Source organism: Blautia massiliensis (ex Durand et al. 2017) (assembly GCF_001487165.1).
Classification (GTDB): domain Bacteria; phylum Bacillota; class Clostridia; order Lachnospirales; family Lachnospiraceae; genus Blautia_A; species Blautia_A fusiformis.
The window spans coordinates 495,012-513,952 of record NZ_LN913006.1; the positions used below are offsets into that span (position 1 = coordinate 495,012).

The following is an 18,941-nucleotide window of genomic DNA, read 5'->3' on the forward strand; positions in this document are numbered from 1 at the left end:
GTCGTGAAGAGCCGTATGCCTGAATTGGGCACGTACGGATCTGTGGGGGATATACCTAGTAATAGGTGTTTCTACCCGACAATTTAGGACTCGTCAGAGGATGGTGATCCTGGTAGACATGAGAGGTTAGTTACGAGAGGTCCTCACCCACTGCTTATTGCTTTTCGCAACCTCCACAGGGGAGTTACTTGATTCGGTTAAAATATATGTAAATTTTCCACCAAAATATTATTGACGTAAGAAAAACCACATGGTATTTTATTTTGGAAAAAATGAAAATTATTTTAAAGGCAAACCTGTTGAAAGGCAGGGTCGCAAAGCCAGAAGGGACTAAAGTCAGAAAGTTTGACCATGTCAGCCGGTTGCCACTGTTTCCATATCATCATAATATATGGAAAAGATGTTTGAACAGGAGAGATTCCGATACCTTTTATACTATATAGATGTGTGATTTTAAAGAATATAGTAGGGACACTGGCAGATTTTGGCAGATGTCCTTTTTGTATGCAAAAATGGGTAACAAAACTAGCAGGGACAGGTTTTCTGTATACAGATAAAAGCAGGATGAAGAAGGCATAAGACGGAGAGAGGACTTTTATAAAATGAAAAGTTATGAAGACAAAATATATTCCTTAGGTGAGACTGTAACGGGGCAGACACAGGCCATGTCACAGGCCGTACAGAAAACACTGGAAAATAATGGCGGGGTAGGTATAATGACAGGATCTTATGACCAAAACCTGTCTATTTTGTCTGTGGATAATCTGCTGTTGCATAGTACAGGATATACATTCGATACTTTCATGGAACAGACAAAAGGCTCATTGAGAAATTTCTTTTATGACGAGGAAGATATACTGGAGCGAGACCGTTTTTTGCAGCTTCATGGAACAGGGGAAGCACAGATCCTTGCAGCAGACGGTACAGTGAATAATGTACGGCTTTGTAAAGAGGATGCGACAGATGAGGCGGGCAGACAGATCTGGGTTATGTCCGTACAGGTCAACTGGGATCATGTAAATCTGGCACTGCTCAATGAGGCTATCTGTTCTGGCTTCTGGTATTTTGACTGTGACGAAAACAGTGAGATTGTGAATGCAAACTGGAGTCATGAATTTCGAAAAATGCTTGGCTATCATGACACCCTGGACTTTCCGAATAAACTGGAATCCTGGTCAGATCTTCTGCATCCACAGGATAAAGAAAGAGTAATGGTGCAGCTTCAGGCGGCAATTAAGGATAAGACGAACCAGATAAAATACCAGGTAGAGTATCGTATGAGAATGAAGGATAATCAATACCAGTGGTTTCGGGCATCGGCAGAAGTAATACGCCGTCTGGATGGTTCTGCCAGCAGGATTGCCGGGATTTTTATTAACATTGATGGGGAGAAAAAAGAAATCATGCAGGCACAAAAATCTGCTGCTTTCCACCGGGCTTTTACGAAAGCAGATTTGTGCGAGTATTATGTGAATCTGGAAGCGAATACTTTTGATACCTTTAAGGTTGAACCGTCCCTGATGACCGTCTTTGAACAGAGTCATACGTGGGATGAATTGATCCGGCATTTTGTGGATTCCTATGTTGTGGAGACAGATAAGAAGGCGGTATCCTCTTTTTACGACCGTGGTTATATTGCAGAAAGGCTGAAGGGGCTGGAAACCGAATTGGCTTTAGAGTGCCGTATCACTCTGAATGGAGAAGAACGATGGGTCCGCAATGTGGTCATACGTGGCGAAATAGAGGATTCAGAATATGCCATGATCTTTCTGCGTGATATCACAGAGACAAAGGTAGAGAGCGCACGGCATCTGCAGATGGCAGCAGATAATGCTTCCATGGAGCAGCTGATCCAGAGCATAGTGCGTCTGGTTGACCGCTTTGTTGTCTGTGATCTGGAAAATGACAGATATGAATTCTACAATCTGAATGGACAGATGATATATAAACCTCTGGGATTTTATCATGATTTTCAGATGCAGGTTCTTGAAAAATATAAGACACTGGAACCATTGGAAGCTATAGATATCCTGATAGCCCCGGATAATATTCGGAAAAAACTGAAAAGTGAAAATGATATTTATAAGTTTGAGTATTGCAGCCTGGATGAAAAGACTTATAAAATCGCTTCTTATATTCCCTTGGAATGGAAGAATGGAAAGCTGGAAAAGGTATTGCTGGCATCCATGGATGTGACACAGGAGAAGAAAGCAGAGATTGAATCCCGTCAGGCACTGAAAGAGGCTTACCGGTCCGCAGAAAATGCAAATCGTGCGAAAACAGAATTCCTTTCCAATATGTCCCATGATATCCGGACACCAATGAATGCGATTGTGGGTCTGACAGCAATCGCAGGAGCAAATGTTGAGAGCCAGGACAGAGTCATTGAATGCCTCGGCAAGATCACAGAATCAAGCCGCCATCTGCTGGGGCTGATCAATGAAGTATTGGATATGGCACGTATTGAAAGTGGAAAAATGACACTGGCACAGGAAGATTTCAATCTGTCAGAGCTGGTAGATAATCTTATTACACTTACGAAACCGGTGCTTGATGAACATAAACATAATTTTGATATACATATCAATCATATTGAACATGAGGCTGTCTGTGGTGACAGCTTGAGGATTCAGCAGGTATTTGTGAATCTGATGAGTAATGCGATCAAGTATACACCGGATGGCGGGAATATTATTTTTTCCATAGAGGAAAAGCCAAATGGATTTTCAGAACTTGGATGCTATGAATTTACGATTGAGGATAATGGGATCGGCATGTCACCGGAATTCCAGAAAATCATGTTTGAGCCGTTCAGCCGCGCGGATGACCACCGGACAACCAGAGTCCAGGGAACTGGTCTGGGAATGGCAATCAGCAGAAATATTGTGAACCTGATGAATGGCACTATTAAAGTGGACAGTACCTTGCACAAGGGAACTAAAATCACAGTAACAATTTATCTGGAGCTTCAGGAAAAAGAAAAAGAACAGGACAGAGATCTGATGAATCTGCCGGTCCTGGTTGTGGATGATGATAGGACATGCTGTGAAAGTACAGTTGCAACATTAAAGGAAATCGGTATTATGGGTGAATGGGTTCTCTCTGGCAGGGAAGCGGTTGAGCGCTGTTATGCACGGCATGAGTTGAAAGATGATTACTTTGCTGTTATTTTAGACTGGAAGATGCCGGAGATGGATGGTATAGAAACTGCCAGACAGATCCGGAAACGGATAGGAAAAGAGATTCCCATCATTGTACTGACATCCTATGAATTCAGCGAAATTGAAGAAGAAGCAAAGGCTGCAGGTGTAGATGCTTTTATTGCAAAACCGCTGTTCCGTTCCCGGCTGACGGCAACACTGCGGCAGTTTACTTCAGGAAGAAAAGAAAAAACGGCAAGAAATTATCTGGAGAAGCTGTCAGAATCAGACTATACGGGAAAAAGAATTCTGCTGGTTGAGGATAATGAGTTGAACAGAGAAATTGCTGGTGAAATTTTGCAGATGACAGGTGCAAAAGTGGAAACGGCAGAAAATGGGAAAATTGCAGTTGAAAAAGTGGAAGCTTCTCCGGATGGATTGTATGATCTTGTTTTTATGGATATCCAAATGCCTGTCATGAATGGTTATGAGGCAACTGCAGCAATCAGGAGCCTTCCGGGTGAAAAGGGAAAACTGCCTATTGTTGCCATGACTGCCAATGCTTTTGCAGAAGATGTACAGCTGGCCAAAAATACAGGCATGAATGGACATATCGCGAAACCGCTGGATATGAATAAGCTGAATGATGTTCTGGAAAGCTGGCTGTAACTGATTTTCATGTGATCACAAAGTATATTACTAGGAACAGAGTGAACAGTAACAGTAACTCAGGTTATGCTGCATAAATCCTCAAATACTCCTTGCAATAAAAAAATACAGCAATTATAATATAAATACAAAAGCCGGATGCGGAGGCTGACTTCTGAAAACAAAGAAAGGAAGTATAAAATGGCGAAAATTTTAATCAGTCCGTCCAAATATTTACAGGGTGCGGGAGAAATGAAGAATCTTGGAACTTATGCTGCAAAGAGCGGAAAAAAAGCGTTGGTTCTGATCAGTAAAGGCGGATATAAAAGAATCGGTAAAACGATCGAAGAGAGCTTTGCTGAGAGTACCTGTGAGGTGGTTTTTGATTATTTTAACGGAGAATGCTGTAACAGTGAGATTGATCGTCTGGTAAAGATCGTAAAAGATGAGCAGTGTGATCTTACCATTGGTATTGGTGGAGGAAAGATCTTTGATACAGCGAAGGCAGTTGCATACTATGCGGGAACACCGGTATTTATCTGTCCGACGATCGCATCTACAGATGCCCCTTGCAGTGCTTTGTCTGTTATTTATACAGAAGAAGGAGTTTTTGAAAAATATCTGTTTCTTCCGGCGAATCCGAATCTTGTTCTGATGGATACAGATATCATCACCAAATCGCCGGTTCGTCTTACTGTGGCTGGTATGGGAGATGCACTGGCAACATATTTTGAGGCAAGGGCATGCAAGAGAAGCGGAGCAACTTCCTGTGCAGGAGGTAAGACAACAGAGGCTGCCATGGCACTGGCTGAACTTTGCTTTAATACCTTGATGGATGAGGGCGTAAAAGCTAAGATAGCTCTGGAAGCAGGCGTATGCACACCGGCAGTTGAGAAAGTGATTGAGGCTAATACACTTCTTTCTGGAATTGGTTTTGAAAGTGCAGGACTTGCAGGTGCACATGCGATCCATAACGGATTTACTGTACTGGAAGAATGCCATCATATGTATCATGGAGAAAAAGTTGCATTCGGAACCATCACACAGCTGGTACTGGAGAATATTCCCCAGGAAGATCTGGAAGAGATCATCTTATGGTGCATTGAAGTAGGACTTCCTGTTACTCTGGCAGAGCTTGGAGCTGGGAAGGTAACGGATGAGCAGCTTATGGAAGTTGCCACAACTGCATGTGCGGAGAATGATACACTTCACAACATGCCATTTGAAGTTACACCGGAAACTGTATTTGCAGCAATCAAAGCGGCAGATGCATATGGAAGATATTACCTGGATGAGGAATAAACAGATAAAAAGTAAATAGCTGATATAAAAATTGCAATCTGCAGAAACAAGAGTTATCAAGTATTGTTATCCTGCAGGTTGCTTTTTTTTATGTATGGCTGTAATATAACAGAAAGATCAGTAAATATCGGAACAGAAAACATACGGAGGAATATTTGTGGCAAAAAAACGAAAACCCAAAATGGAGCTTCGGTATTACAAAATGCCGGAAGGGAGTCCGATTCTTGCATTGCTTGGTCAGAAATGGATCCAGAATTACGGAAACGATATCGATTATCTTCATTTTCATAATTATCTGGAGATTGGTTTCTGCTATGAAGGTCAGGGGTTCTTGATTCTTGGAGAAGATAAGGTACGGTTTCATGACCGGGAATTTACAGTGATCCCGCCCAATTATCCCCATACCACAAACAGCGACATTGGAACTGTCAGTCGGTGGGAGTATCTTTTTATTGACGTGGAAGGATTTTTGAATAAATTTATTGACAATTCCGTGAAAAAGGAAAAGATCGTTCAGCGTATCAACTCCAGAGCACTTTTTCTGAATGAAAAAGAAAACCGATCCATGGCAGGTAAGATCCTTAAGATCCTGGATATCATGCGGGATGGAGAGGAATTTTATCTGGAAGAAGCTAAGGGAGTTTTGGCATCGCTTCTTGTGGAAATCGCAAGGATAAACCGGGATTCAGGCGAAGAACGTTGCAGCGAAGGCAGAGGAAAAGTCATGGATATGATCTCCAGGTTCCAGGATTATATTTCTGATCATTACATGGAGGATCTTCGTATTGACGAACTGGCAGAATACTGTCATATCAGTGAAACTCATTTGCGCCGGATATTTACGACTTACATGAAGATGAGTCCGCTGGAATATATCAATACGATCCGTATCCAGGCGGCCTGTGATTATCTGAAAAAAACAGATCAGCCAATTGCAGATATAGCACATAAGTGTGGTTTTACCACCAATTCCACATTTAACCGGAATTTTCGTCAGGTTACGGGAATGACACCTCTGGAGTGGAGAAAACGTCCGGAGAACTATGAACAGCAGCTTCTTAAGTTTGACATCCATTCAGAGGAAGGCTGGTAAAACAACAAAACCAGATCTGTGGATCTGTCACGACAGAATAGAAATATCAGACTGTATGCGGATCGGGCAGATAGAAAGAGGTAAGAAATGTACGATTACAGGATTGTGGAGCAGGTCTCCAGAAAAAAGAAACATATGTCAGGAGCTCTCAGAAAAGTAATGGTGATCTTTGCGGCAATTTTTGTACTGATGGGTATCACGATCTCTCAGGCATTCATGCTTCCGGGATTTCTTCTGGCGCTGCTTTACTTTGCTTATGACATATTCAGCCAGAGAGACTATGAATATACCATGGAAAACGGACAACTGACCATAGATGTGATCTATGGTAAAAAATATCGTAAAACAGCTCACGTGCTGAAGCTTGAGGAGATGGAAGTGACAGCACCTCACTATCATGAAAAAGTGGCAAAATATAAAAAGAATACCGGAACGGAGAAACTGAAAAAATACGATTATACCTCTTATGAAGATGATGTGCCTTACTATACCATGATCATTCAGGAAGATGGACGTAAAATAAAACTTCTTCTGGATCTGACAGAGGAAATGCTGCATACGATGAAAACGCAGTTTCCTGAAAGGGTTTATTTTGCATAATATGCAGAAATGTTTGTGAAATATGTATGAAAAACAACATAAAATTTTATGAAATAGAAACAAAAACCTTCTTTTTTGACAAAAAATGTTCGCACAATGTCAAAAAAGAAGGTTTTTTGGGGCATCCTGACGAATATAAAAAGAAAAAATCTTCAAAGTGCATATTTTTTGTAAAAATATAGCGTGACAATAGTGCACAATCAATAAAATGGTTGAAATTGCACATTATATGAACAATTCTGCAAACTATAGAGGAAATACGGATGCTATAATCTATTCATAAGCAAACGGGAAATGCTTAATAAAGGAGGAAAAGTAAATGAAGAAAAAATTACTCGCAGTATTAATGACAGGTATCATGGCAATGTCTTTTGCTGCAACTACTACAGCAGTATATGCAAAAGGTGATGACGATAACACCCTGACTGTATGGGCATGGGATCAGAACTTCAACATCAAGGCTATGAATATTGCAGGTGAGCAGTATGCAAAGGATCACGAAGGATTCAAGGTTGATGTAGTTGAGACATCTTCTGATGACTGCCAGACCAAACTTACAACAGCAGCAAACGCCGGAGATTACAGCACACTTCCGGACATCGTTCTGATGCAGGACAACAGCTATCAGAAATATCTGAAGAGTTATCCGGATGCTTTTACAGATCTGAAGGATATGGATATCAACTGGGATGATTTCGGAAAACTGAAACAGTCCTACTCCATGGTAGATGACACACATTACGGAGTTCCGTTTGATAACGGTGCAACAATTGCCTGCTATCGTACAGATATCCTGGAAGAAGCAGGATATACCATTGATGATCTTACAGATATCACATGGAGCAAATTCATGGAGATCGGAAAAGACGTTCACGAAAAAACAGGTAAATATCTCCTTACAAGTGAAGCAACAGGTGGCGATACTCTGATGATGATGATCCAGTCCTGTGGAGCAAACTTCGTAAATGATGACGGAGAGGCTTATATCGTTGGCAACGATGTAGCAGAGAAATGCGTAGATCTTTATGTGGATCTTGTAAAGAACAATGTTGTTAAATTAGTAAATAACTGGGATGAGTACATCTCCACAATCACAGGCGGAGAGGCTGCCGGTATCGTTAACGGTAACTGGATCACAGCTACACTGATGGGAACAGAGGATCAGAAGGGTCTGTGGCAGATCACAACAATGCCGAAAGTTGACGGCGTTGATACAGCTACAAACTATGCAAACAATGGCGGATCTTCCTGGTACATTACATCCAACTGCAAGAATGTAGAGCTTGCTGAGGACTTCCTTGCAAGCACATTTGGTTCCAGCACAGACTTCTATGATGCAATCCTTCCGGAAACAGGTGCAATTTCCTGCTACCTGCCGGCTGGTGAGTCTGAGGTTTACAATGAGCCAAGCGAGTTCTTCAATAACCAGCCGATCTTCTCAACAATTGTAGAGTACTCTTCACACATTCCGGAATTTACAAAAACTCCGTACCACTATGAGGCAAGAGAGTGCATCAACACAGCTGTTGTTAATATTGTAAACGGCGCAGATAAAGAATCTGCACTTCAGGAAGCACAGGATACACTGGCATTCAAGATGACAGAGTAAAGCTGAAATATTAATGAAATACAGGGCAGGGGACTGCATGCAGTCCCTTGTCTTATGTAAAGGTTTAGATGTTTGAAAGGAGGAGTTCCTGTGAATTCCAAAAAAAGTGGCATGTCTCTGGTAGCGAAACAAAGAGCGGCCGGCTGGATCTTTCTGGCACCGGCAACCATTATGATCGCTGTCATGAGTTTTTATCCGATGATCCGCGCATTTATCATTTCTTTACAGACAGGTGCCGGAGCAAACATGAGGTTTGCGGATCCGATCTTCAGTAACTATAAACGTATCATGATGGATAAGGTATTCCAGCAGTCCATCGTCAATACTTTCCTGTATCTTATTATTCAGGTACCGATCATGCTGGTCCTTGCGATCCTGCTTGCACAGCTTCTGAATAACAAGGATCTGAAATTTAAAGGCTTTTTCCGTACATGTGTATTTCTTCCATGTGCAACATCTCTTGTATCTTATTCTCTGATCTTCCGTTCTATGTTTGCAACAGACGGTCTGATCAACAGCATCCTGATCAAACTTGGAATTTTAACAACTGGCTATAACTTCCTGGGTAACTCCACAAGTGCAAAGATCGTGATCATCATCGCACTGATCTGGAGATGGACAGGATATAACATGGTGTTCTATCTGGCAGGTCTTCAGAATATTGAATATTCTGTATACGAGGCAGCAAAGATCGATGGTGCCAATGGCTGGAAGACCTTCTGGAAAATTACCGTACCACTTCTGAAACCGACAATTATCATGACATTTATTATGTCGATCAATGGTACACTGCAGTTGTTTGATGAGTCTGTCAACCTGACAAAAGGTGGCCCGGCGAACTCAACCATCACAATGTCCCATTATGTTTATAATACATGCTTCATCAACGTGCCAAACTTCGGATATGCGGCAGCAATGTCATTTATCATATTTATCATGGTAGCGATCCTGGCCTTTATCAATTTGAAAGTAGGTGATACACGTGACTGAGAAAAAGAATAAATCCGCAATTCAGAGAAGATTGATCCCTACATATATTTTTCTGATCATCGTATCATTTATCTCTGTATTTCCACTGTATTGGATGATCTCTGCGGCAACCAATACATCCACAGATGTATCCAGAGGCCGTATCCTTCCGGGTACATATTTTATGCAGAACTTTAAAAACCTGACTGCACAGCAGCCGCTGTGGAGAGCTCTTGGAAACTCTCTGTTTTATGCAGTTCTTACTACAGTGATCTGCCTTCTGATCTGTTCTATCGCAGGTTATGGCTTTGAGGTATATCATGACAGATGGAAAGACAGACTGTTTTCCACCCTGCTTCTTGCAATGATGGTTCCGCAGGTTGCAACGATGGTTCCTTTATTTAAGATGTTTTCAAAAGCCGGACTCTTAAATACAGCGGTAGGTTTTATCCTTCCGATCATTTCCACACCATTTATGATCATGATGTTCCGTCAGAATGCCAGAGCATTTCCTATCGATATCATTGAGGCAGCACGGATTGACGGATTAAGCGAGGTAAGGATCTTTTTCCAGATGTTTATCCCGACTATGAAATCTACTTATGCGGCGGCAGCAGTTATCACATTTATGAATGCATGGAATTCCTATCTGTGGCCGAAGGTAATCATGACAGATAATAAGGCGATGACCATGCCGATGTTGATCGCCAATCTGATCACAGGATATGTAACGGATTACGGCATGCTGATGTGCGGCGTATTATTCTGTTCCATTCCGACCATGATCGTATTCTTCGTATTACAGAAACAGTTCGCAGAGGGTATTACCGGAGCTGTAAAATAATTTTAAAACAAAAAGGATGCTGCCGAAATCTGTAGGTATATTGTATAATATGCTTTAACTGGATCACGCAGCATTCTTTTTATACCAGATCAACTGTGGATCAGTTGTCTGGTATAAATTTTCTCAGAGAAGAGGATGCTTTTGTCCGCTTGATGTGAATCAAATCATAAGGAGATAAAAAATGGCAGAGCAGATTAGATACAGCCATTATCTGCACGGTGGCGATTACAACCCTGAGCAGTGGCTGGACAGACCGGATATTCTGAAAAAAGATATCGAATATTTCAAAAAAGCCCATATCAATACCGTTTCCATGGGAATGTTTTCCTGGGCAGTGCTGGAGCCAGAAGAGGGAAGATATAACTTTGACTGGCTGGAAGAAGTGATCGATAATCTGTATAAAGAAGGAATTTATACGATACTTTCCACACCATCCGGAGCAAGACCGAAATGGATGGCAGATAAATATGAAGAAGTTCTTCGCATGGATCCGGATCGCACGAGAAGATTTTTCGGTGGAAGACATAATCACTGTTATACTTCTCCAGTATACAGGGAAAAAGTCTACAATATTAATAAGAAGCTTTCTGAACGTTTCGGAAAACATCCCGCAGTGCTTTTGTGGCATATTTCCAATGAATATGGCGGAGAATGCCACTGTCCTCTGTGCCGGGAAAAATTCCGGGAATGGCTGAAAGAAAAATACGGGACCATCGAAAATTTAAATTCCAGATGGTGCACAACGTTCTGGAGCCATACCTATAACAGCTTTGATCAGATCGAAAGTCCTTCGCCAAAGGGGGAAAATGCTCTTCATGCACTTACCTTGGACTGGAAACGTTTTGTTACAGACAGGACTGTGGATTTTATGAAGCATGAGATTTCTGCGATCCGTGCAGGTGGTTCCGAGCTTCCGGCAACCGCCAATCTGATGTATGACTACAACGGACTGGACTATAAAAAATTTAAGGATGTTATGGATATTGCATCCTGGGATAATTATCCAAGCTGGCATAAAAAAGACAATTATACCACAGCGTTGGACGGAGCCATGCAGCATGATCTTATGCGAAGCATCAAGAAAGCACCGTTTCTTCTGATGGAATCCTGTCCCTCTGCGACCAACTGGAAGCCTATCAACAAGCTGAAAAAACCAGGAATACATCTGGCTGCCTCTCTGCAGGCAGTTGCTCATGGTTCAGACAGTGTTCTGTATTTCCAGCTTCGTCAGAGCCAGGGAGCCTCTGAGAAATTCCATGGTGCGGTGATCGATCACTACGGTGGGGATGATACCCGTATTTTCCGCGAAGTGACAGAGGTAGGAGAAGCGTTGGAGCAGATCCGGGAAACTGCTGGAAGCGTGACGAAGTCTCCGGTGGCTGTTCTCTATGACCGGGAAAATGACTGGGCGCTGAAGGATGCGCAGGGACCTCGAAACGAGGATATGCATTATCAGGAAACTGTACTGAAACAGTATCGTGCTCTCCGAAGAAAAGGCTATAATACAGATGTCATCAATATGGAACATGATCTGTCCCGGTACCGTTTGGTAACGGCACCGATGGCCTACATGTTTTATCATGGATATGCCGAAAAGCTTCGCGCTTTTGCAAAAAACGGTGGTACTTTGGTAATTTCCTACTGGTCCGGACTTGTAGATGAAACAGATAAATGTTATCTGGAGGGAACCCCTCACGGACTGATGGAAGCAGCTGGTATCCGTACGGAAGAGATCGATGCACTTTATGACTGGGAAGAAAACGTAGGTATCCCGGAAACAGGAAATCATCTCAGACTTACAGAAAGCTATACCTGTAAAAATCTCTGCGAGCTTGCAGAGGTTTCCGATGCGGAAGTACTGCTGCGTTATGGAAGGGATTTCTATCAGGGGTATCCGGTACTGACTCACAAGAAATATGGAAAAGGCCATGTTTACTATGTAGCGGCAGATATGGAAGCAGCCTTTTATGAGGATTTTCTGGGAAGGGCAGCAGAGGAAGCAGGCGTGAAGATGCCGCTTACATTTATACCGGAAGGTATTTCTGTGACAACCAGAGAAAATGAGGATACGGAATATCTGTTTATCCAGAACTTCGGAGAAAAGACAGAAACAGTTTCTGTCTCGGGGGATTACGAAGTTCTCTACGGATCAACAGATGAAAATATTGCTCCGCTTGCCACCAGGATCTTAAAGCGGAAAAAATAATCATAGTAAAAAAATCACAGCAAAAAGTATAAAGCATATTTGGTTTCGGACGGTATGCTTTTTACTGCTGTCTGGGAAAGAGAAGGTAAAATGGCAGGTACACCAAAAGAAAAGATAAAAAGAATAGCGGATCAGTTTGCATTTACCGGAGAACTGGTTTCCTGCGGCCCCTGCGGAAGCGGGCATATCAACGAAACCTATATGCTTAGATATCGGATCGGAGAGATGGGGTCCATTAAGGTGATCCTTCAGAAGATCAATCGGGAGATCTTTCAGAAACCGGAAGAACTGATGGAGAACATTGCCGGAGTCACCAGGCATCTGAAAAAGAAAGTTCTTCAGAAGGGAGGAGATCCGGAACGGGAGGTTCTGAACCTGATTCCGACAAAGGACGGGAAGGCATTCCTGACAGATGAAAACGGAGAATGCTGGAGAGCTTATATTTTTATTACCGACGCAGTAAGCTATGATCTGGCGGAAAAACCGGAGGATTTTTATGAAAGTGCAGTTGCATTTGGAAAATTCCAGGAAATGCTGGCGGATTACCCGGCAGAGACTCTGCATGAAACGATAAAGGATTTCCATGATACAAAGAAACGTTTTCAGACTTTGAAAAATGCCATAGAGAAGGACAGCTGCCATCGTGCCGCATCCGTAAAAGAAGAGATCGCATTTGCGTTTCAGCATGAGTATCTGGCAAATGTATTCGGTGAGCTTCTGGCAAAAGGTGAGGTGCCCCTTCGGGTAACACACAACGATACGAAGCTGAATAACGTTATGATCGACCTGGAAACAGGAAGGGGAATCTGTGTAGTGGACCTGGACACGGTTATGCCGGGACTTGCCATGAATGATTTTGGAGATTCCATTCGTTTCGGGGCCAGCACTGCATTGGAGGATGAGAAAGATTTAAGCAAAGTTTCCTGTGATATGGAGCTCTATGAAATCTATGTAAAAGGCTTTCTGGAAAGCTGTGGAGATAAGCTCAGTGCAAAAGAGATCGAGATGCTTCCCATGGGAGCTAAGGTGATGACTTATGAATGCGGCATTCGCTTTCTTACCGATTATCTGGAAGGAGATCATTATTTTAAGATCGACCGGGAAGAACACAATCTAGACCGCTGCCGCACACAGTTTAAGCTGGTGGCTGATATGGAACAGAAATGGGATACTATGCAGACGATCGTGAAAAAATATCAGAAATAAAAAAAACAGGGGTTTTTACAATGGAGGTAAAGCGATGAGCGAAACAAAAGGAAGAGTGACTATTCCGACAGATCTGGATGTGATTCCGGAGACACTGAAAATGCTGGACGAGTGGGGTGCAGATGCCATCCGTGACTGTGACGGAACGGAATTTCCGGCAGAGTTGAAGAAAACCGGCGCAAAGATTTATGCAACTTATTATACCACCAGAAAGGATAATGCCTGGGCAAAGGCCCATCCGGAAGAAATCCAGCAGATGTATATCATGACATCCTTTCACACGGCAGTGTCGGATACTCTGGAAATCCATCTGATGGATCATCTGTATCCGGATATGCTGGCTGTGAATACAAGAGATGATATCAGAAGATGGTGGGAAGTCATTGACCGGACTACAGGGGAAGCTGTCAGTACAGAGGAATGGTCATACGATGAAAAAAACGGAAATGTTGTGATCAGGCCGGCGAAAGAGTTTCATGAGTATACGGTAAGTTTTCTTGCATATATCATGTGGGATCCGGTACATATGTACAATGCAGTTGTCAATGACTGGAAGGATGTAGAGCCTCAGATCACTTTTGATGTGCGTCAGCCCGCAACACGTGCACATTCCATGGATCGCCTCCGCAGATTTCTGGATTCCCATGATTATGTGAATGTAGTACGATTTACTACCTTTTTTCACCAGTTCACACTGATCTTTGATGAGATGGCACGGGAAAAATATGTAGACTGGTTCGGATATTCTGCTTCGGTGAGTCCCTATATCCTGGAACAGTTTGAGCAGGAAGTGGGATATAAGTTCCGCCCGGAGTTTATCATTGATCAGGGATATATGAACAACACTTATCGGATCCCGTCGAAAGAATTTAAAGATTTCCAGGCTTTCCAGAGACGGGAAGTGGCGAAGCTTGCAAAGGAAATGGTAGACATTGTCCATGAATACGGAAAAGAGGCCATGATGTTCATGGGCGATCACTGGATCGGTATGGAGCCCTTTATGGATGAGTTTGCTTCCATCGGGCTGGATGCGGTAGTGGGAAGCGTCGGAAACGGAGCGACCTTACGTTTGTTCAGTGATATTAAACATGTAAAATATACAGAGGGAAGATTTCTGCCGTACTTTTTCCCGGACACCTTCCATGAGGGCGGGGATCCTGTAAAAGAGGCAAAAGTAAACTGGGTGACTGCAAGAAGAGCTATCCTTCGAAGCCCGATCCAGAGAATTGGATACGGCGGTTATCTGAAGCTGGCTCTGGAATTTCCGGATTTTGTACAGTATATCAAGGAAGTCTGCCAGGAATTCCGTGTGCTCTACGACAATATCCAGGGAACCACACCATACTGCGTAAAACGTGTGGCTGTTTTAAATTGCTGGGGAAAAATGCGCTCCTGGGGCAACCATATGGTACATCATGCCATCTATTACAAGCAGAATTATTCCTATTTCGGAATTATCGAGGCATTAAGTGGTGCGCCTTTTGATGTGTCCTTTATCAGCTTTGATGATATCCGTCAGGATAAAGATCTGCTGAATGATTTTGATGTGATCATCAATGTAGGTGATGCGGACACTGCACAGTCCGGTGGTGAGAACTGGGCAGATCCGGAAATCCTTACAGCAGTGCGGAAATTTGTCTATAATGGCGGCGGATTTATTGGCGTCGGTGAACCGGCAGCTCATCAGTGGCAGGGAAAATTCTTCCAGCTGGATGACATCCTTGGTGTAGAGGAAGAAAGAGGATTTAATCTTAATACCGATAAATACAACTGGGAAGAGCATAAAGAGCATTTTATCCTGAAGGATACAGACGGAACCGTAGATTTCGGTGAGGGGAAAAAGAATATCTTCGCACTTCCGGATACGAAGATCCTTATCCAGAAGGACCAGGAAGTCCAGATGGCAGTAAAAACCTTCGGAAAAGGCAGAGGTGTTTACATCAGCGGACTTCCGTACAGCTTCTGCAACAGCCGTATCCTTTATCGTGCTGTGCTCTGGTCAGCAGCGGCAGAAAATGAGCTTTTCTGCTGGTTTTCTTCCAATTATAATGTGGAAGTACATGCTTATGTGAAAAATAAAAAGTATTGTGTGGTAAACAACACCTATGAGCCACAGGACACTACGGTTTACACAGGGGATGGAAAGAGCTTTGACCTTCATCTGGAAGCTAATGAGATCCGCTGGTATCAGATCTGAGAAAGCAGGATGCAGGTTTACTGATAAAGAAAAGCTGTGAAATTGTCTGAGGGCGTTGACAGAGAAAAAAACTTATAATATAATAAATCCATTCCAAAAGTAGGAAAACAAAGCTGTTGTAATAGAGAAAATCTATTATAACAGCTTTTTGTTATTGTTGACAAATAATTTTGCTTACAAAGAGGAGGCCTTTATGAACAAAAAGATTAAGACAGTGTTTTCATATCTGATGATCATTGTGGGAGCGATCCTGGCCAGTTTTTCTGTTGCCTGTATTTTGCTTCCCAATGATGCCATCGATTACGGAACTGCCGGAATCGCCATTATCATAAGCAAGCTGACAGGGTATAATCTGTCGTTATGTGTGCTACTTGTGTTTCTGCCGTTTCTCATAGCTGGGGTCATTCTTATCGGTAAGTATTTCTTTGCAAAAACGTTCGTGGGCTTTGTTGTCTACACAATAGGTCTTTCCTACTTTGAAAAAATCCCTTTTGAGCTGAATACAGAGCATTTTATTGCAGTAGTCTTTGGAGGTGCGATCCTTGGTGTTGGACTGTCTCTGATCCTTCGAAACGGTGGCTGTATTGACGGTTCTGAGATCTTTGCCAATATCATTGTAAAAAAGATCTACAATCATTCCGGAAAGGACTACAGTATTTCCTACATATTGATCGCATTTAATGCGTGTGTATATGGAGCTGTGTTTGTACTTCTTGACAGAGATTCCGCACTTTTAAGTCTTCTGGTATACATTGTGGCGACTTCCATCATCGATCATTTCACAGATCATTTTGAGGCACTGAAACAGGTGACGATCATCACAAAGGATCCTGATGCGATCATCTGTGATATTAAGGAGGAACTGAATAAAACCTGTACCATCATCAACTCTTCCGGCGTGATCGCAGGAGAGAACAAGACTCTGATCTGCTATGTAAATTATTTTGAACTGCAGAAAGTAAAAGAGATCATTTCAAGGAATAAAGGTTCTTTCAGTACCGTTTCCACCATTGACGAGATCCTGCGGTAAGGCATGTCTGTAAATGAGAATGCAGATATTTCTTTTGCAGAAAAAGAGTGCTTTTTCTCCGAAAAATAAAAGCAGAAAAAGCAGTATTGTGATAAAATAGAAGAAAAATATTTCAAAGACAAACTAAAATGATCAGAAGAAGAGAGGTAGATAGATTATGATAAAAGCAGAAAAAAAGACACTGAAGCTTTCAGTAGAGAAGCCTCAGTATATTACAGTAAATGATATTACTTACGCACAGGTGGATTCCTGGTTCGGACATTGCAGGCGGGATCTGAAACTGGATATAATCTACCCGGAAACAAAAGATGGAAAAATCTATCCCTGCATCCTCTGGATCTGCGGAGGCGCATGGCTGATGATGGATAAATCCGCACATAATCTTTATCTGAGCAGACTGGCATCCAGTGGCTTTGTAGTGGCAAGTGTGGAGTATCGTACTTCCAATCAGGGCCCGTATCCCATGCCGCTGCAGGATGTAAAGGCAGCTATCCGTTACCTGAAAGCCCATGCAGACCGGTTCCGCATCAACAAAGAGCAAATAGGAGTTATGGGAGAGTCTGCCGGAGGATATCTTACCTGTATGGCTGCGCTGGACAATGATCCGGCTCTGGATGTGGGAGAGTATCTGGAAGAATCCAGTAAGGTACAGGCTGCCTGCCCATGGTATCCGCCTACGGATCTTTCCGCATTTCCATGTGAATCTGCAGAAAAATGTGCTTCTTCCGCAGAATCCCTTCTGCTTGGATTTAATTCCATGTTAAATAAAGAAAAGGCATACCAGAGCAGTCCGGTTTCCAAGGTTACGAAGGATGCACCGCCATTTCTGATCATCCATGGCAACTGCGATCAGGTCGTTCCTTATGTTCAGTCGGAAACTTTATACGGACTTCTGGAGAAAAAAGACTGTGATGTCACTTTGCTGACACTGGATGGTGCAGACCATGCAGATATCCAGTTTTTCCAGGATGAGGTGTGGAACCGGATCGCAGAGTTTTTCCATGAAAAACTGAAATAAATAAAAGACAGGAGCACAGATTATCCAGCAGTTGTTGTAAATATGTGATCCTGAAAAGACCAAAATAGAAAAGAGAAACACAAATGATAACATTAAACGATTATCTGTATTCCGGAGATACTCTTCTCCGGATACTGAAGAAATACATTCGGGATCTTAGGACAGAGGCGAAGGAAAAACACAATGAGATCGATCTGGTACACTGTAATTTTTTGATCCAGATTCAGGAGCTTCTGGAGCATAATGATTTCCTCACTGCCCAGTCTCAGAAGATCCGGGAATTTTATAAATATATGGCAGGGGAATATCCGTTTCTGGCGTTTACCTTCAAGGGAAGAATCAAATCCCTGATCCGTGCGGAGGAAAAATTTAACGGATATGTAGTAGAATTTATTTATGACTACTATAAAGAATATGGGGAATATCCTTCCGTATCCCAGATCAAGGAACGGTTAAGCTGTTTCCGCGATTTTATTGCCTACAGGATCGTTATCGCCATGCCCAGATGTCATTTGAAAAATGGTGAGAATGTCAGAGAAGAAGAGCTTCGTTATCTTTATGAGATCGCCAATATACTTCCGGGATTTCTGGAAGAAAGAGGATTTACCGCAGAGCCGGCCAGAGGAGTGCAGGAAAGTACATCGCCACTGCTCAGCAGGGAAGCAAAGCCTTACTATAGGGATTACATCTGTAATAACAGTGAGGATGATTATCAGTCCCTGCATATCACGTTTTATGATAACAGTTCCCGAAGCTATATGGAAGTACAGCTGCGGACCAAAGACATGGATGATGTTGCGGAGATTGGTTCCGCCAACCATTTAAGCTATGAGAAAAAACAGGAAAGTGAACGCAGGAGAAGGGACGCGATTCCCCAGGGGGAATGTATCTATTTTGATGAGGCTTATGAGCGGGGTATGCGACTTCTTGGACTGGATCTTGCTGCGCTGGACGTTAATATGTTTGGTGCGGTAAACAACAGCCTGATCAATGATGGCTGCGGACTGTTCCGCGGAAGGATGATCCTTCCTTATGAGCATCTTTCCCGTTTTCAGAATGATATCGTTGACTGAGGGAGG

13 protein-coding genes and 1 riboswitch are annotated in these 18,941 nt (G+C 42.7%); all 13 genes read left to right on the forward strand.

The annotated features are described in order from the left end of the window. Positions 1-279: 279 nt before the first annotated feature. Positions 280-370, forward strand: a riboswitch (cyclic di-GMP riboswitch). A 232-nt stretch (positions 371-602) separates the two neighbouring features. The 13 genes from BN3261_RS03305 to BN3261_RS03365 all read left to right on the forward strand — a co-directional run bounded on the left by BN3261_RS03305 (position 603) and on the right by BN3261_RS03365 (position 18,935). Then, the gene (locus tag BN3261_RS03305) at positions 603-3,809 is read left to right on the forward strand and encodes a hybrid sensor histidine kinase/response regulator (RefSeq protein ID WP_059085454.1); all 3,207 of its coding nucleotides are present in this window, start codon (positions 603-605) and stop codon (positions 3,807-3,809) included. Positions 3,810-3,989: 180 nt separating this feature from the next. Next, a complete protein-coding gene (locus BN3261_RS03310) occupies positions 3,990-5,090 on the forward strand; it encodes a glycerol dehydrogenase (protein WP_044961632.1) in 1,101 nt (366 codons plus the stop codon). Between the two features lie 157 nt (positions 5,091-5,247). Further along, positions 5,248-6,183, forward strand: coding sequence for an AraC family transcriptional regulator (locus BN3261_RS03315; protein WP_059085455.1), 936 nt, complete (start codon positions 5,248-5,250; stop codon positions 6,181-6,183). 87 nt (positions 6,184-6,270) lie between these two features. Next, entirely contained in the window at positions 6,271-6,783 is a 513-nt protein-coding gene (locus BN3261_RS03320) for a hypothetical protein (protein ID WP_021651763.1), read from the forward strand. Between the two features lie 319 nt (positions 6,784-7,102). Further along, positions 7,103-8,392, forward strand: a complete 1,290-nt coding sequence (locus tag BN3261_RS03325) for an ABC transporter substrate-binding protein (protein ID WP_015524390.1) — start codon at positions 7,103-7,105, stop codon at positions 8,390-8,392. Between the two features lie 90 nt (positions 8,393-8,482). Further along, positions 8,483-9,382, forward strand: a complete 900-nt coding sequence (locus BN3261_RS03330) for a carbohydrate ABC transporter permease (RefSeq protein ID WP_022426329.1) — start codon at positions 8,483-8,485, stop codon at positions 9,380-9,382. After that, positions 9,375-10,205: a carbohydrate ABC transporter permease gene (locus BN3261_RS03335; RefSeq protein ID WP_021651760.1), complete on the forward strand. Its 831-nt coding sequence runs from the start codon at positions 9,375-9,377 to the stop codon at positions 10,203-10,205. Before BN3261_RS03330 ends, BN3261_RS03335 begins: the two co-directional genes overlap by 8 nt. Before the next feature lie 181 nt (positions 10,206-10,386). Next, complete coding sequence (locus BN3261_RS03340) at positions 10,387-12,411, forward strand: beta-galactosidase (protein WP_059085456.1); 2,025 nt, start codon at positions 10,387-10,389, stop codon at positions 12,409-12,411. Positions 12,412-12,501: 90 nt separating this feature from the next. Continuing rightward, a complete protein-coding gene (locus tag BN3261_RS03345) occupies positions 12,502-13,617 on the forward strand; it encodes a phosphotransferase enzyme family protein (RefSeq protein WP_059085457.1) in 1,116 nt (371 codons plus the stop codon). A gap of 34 nt (positions 13,618-13,651) precedes the next feature. Further along, complete coding sequence (gene gnpA / locus BN3261_RS03350; protein ID WP_059085458.1) at positions 13,652-15,814, forward strand: 1,3-beta-galactosyl-N-acetylhexosamine phosphorylase; 2,163 nt, start codon at positions 13,652-13,654, stop codon at positions 15,812-15,814. 193 nt (positions 15,815-16,007) lie between these two features. Beyond that, the gene (locus BN3261_RS03355; RefSeq protein ID WP_059085459.1) at positions 16,008-16,844 is read left to right on the forward strand and encodes a YitT family protein; all 837 of its coding nucleotides are present in this window, start codon (positions 16,008-16,010) and stop codon (positions 16,842-16,844) included. Between the two features lie 157 nt (positions 16,845-17,001). Beyond that, positions 17,002-17,862 (forward strand): alpha/beta hydrolase, encoded by an 861-nt coding sequence (locus BN3261_RS03360; RefSeq protein ID WP_015524395.1) that lies wholly within the window; start codon positions 17,002-17,004, stop codon positions 17,860-17,862. An 83-nt stretch (positions 17,863-17,945) separates the two neighbouring features. After that, entirely contained in the window at positions 17,946-18,935 is a 990-nt protein-coding gene (locus tag BN3261_RS03365; protein WP_059085460.1) for a nucleotidyltransferase family protein, read from the forward strand. The last annotated feature ends 6 nt before the right edge of the window (positions 18,936-18,941 follow it).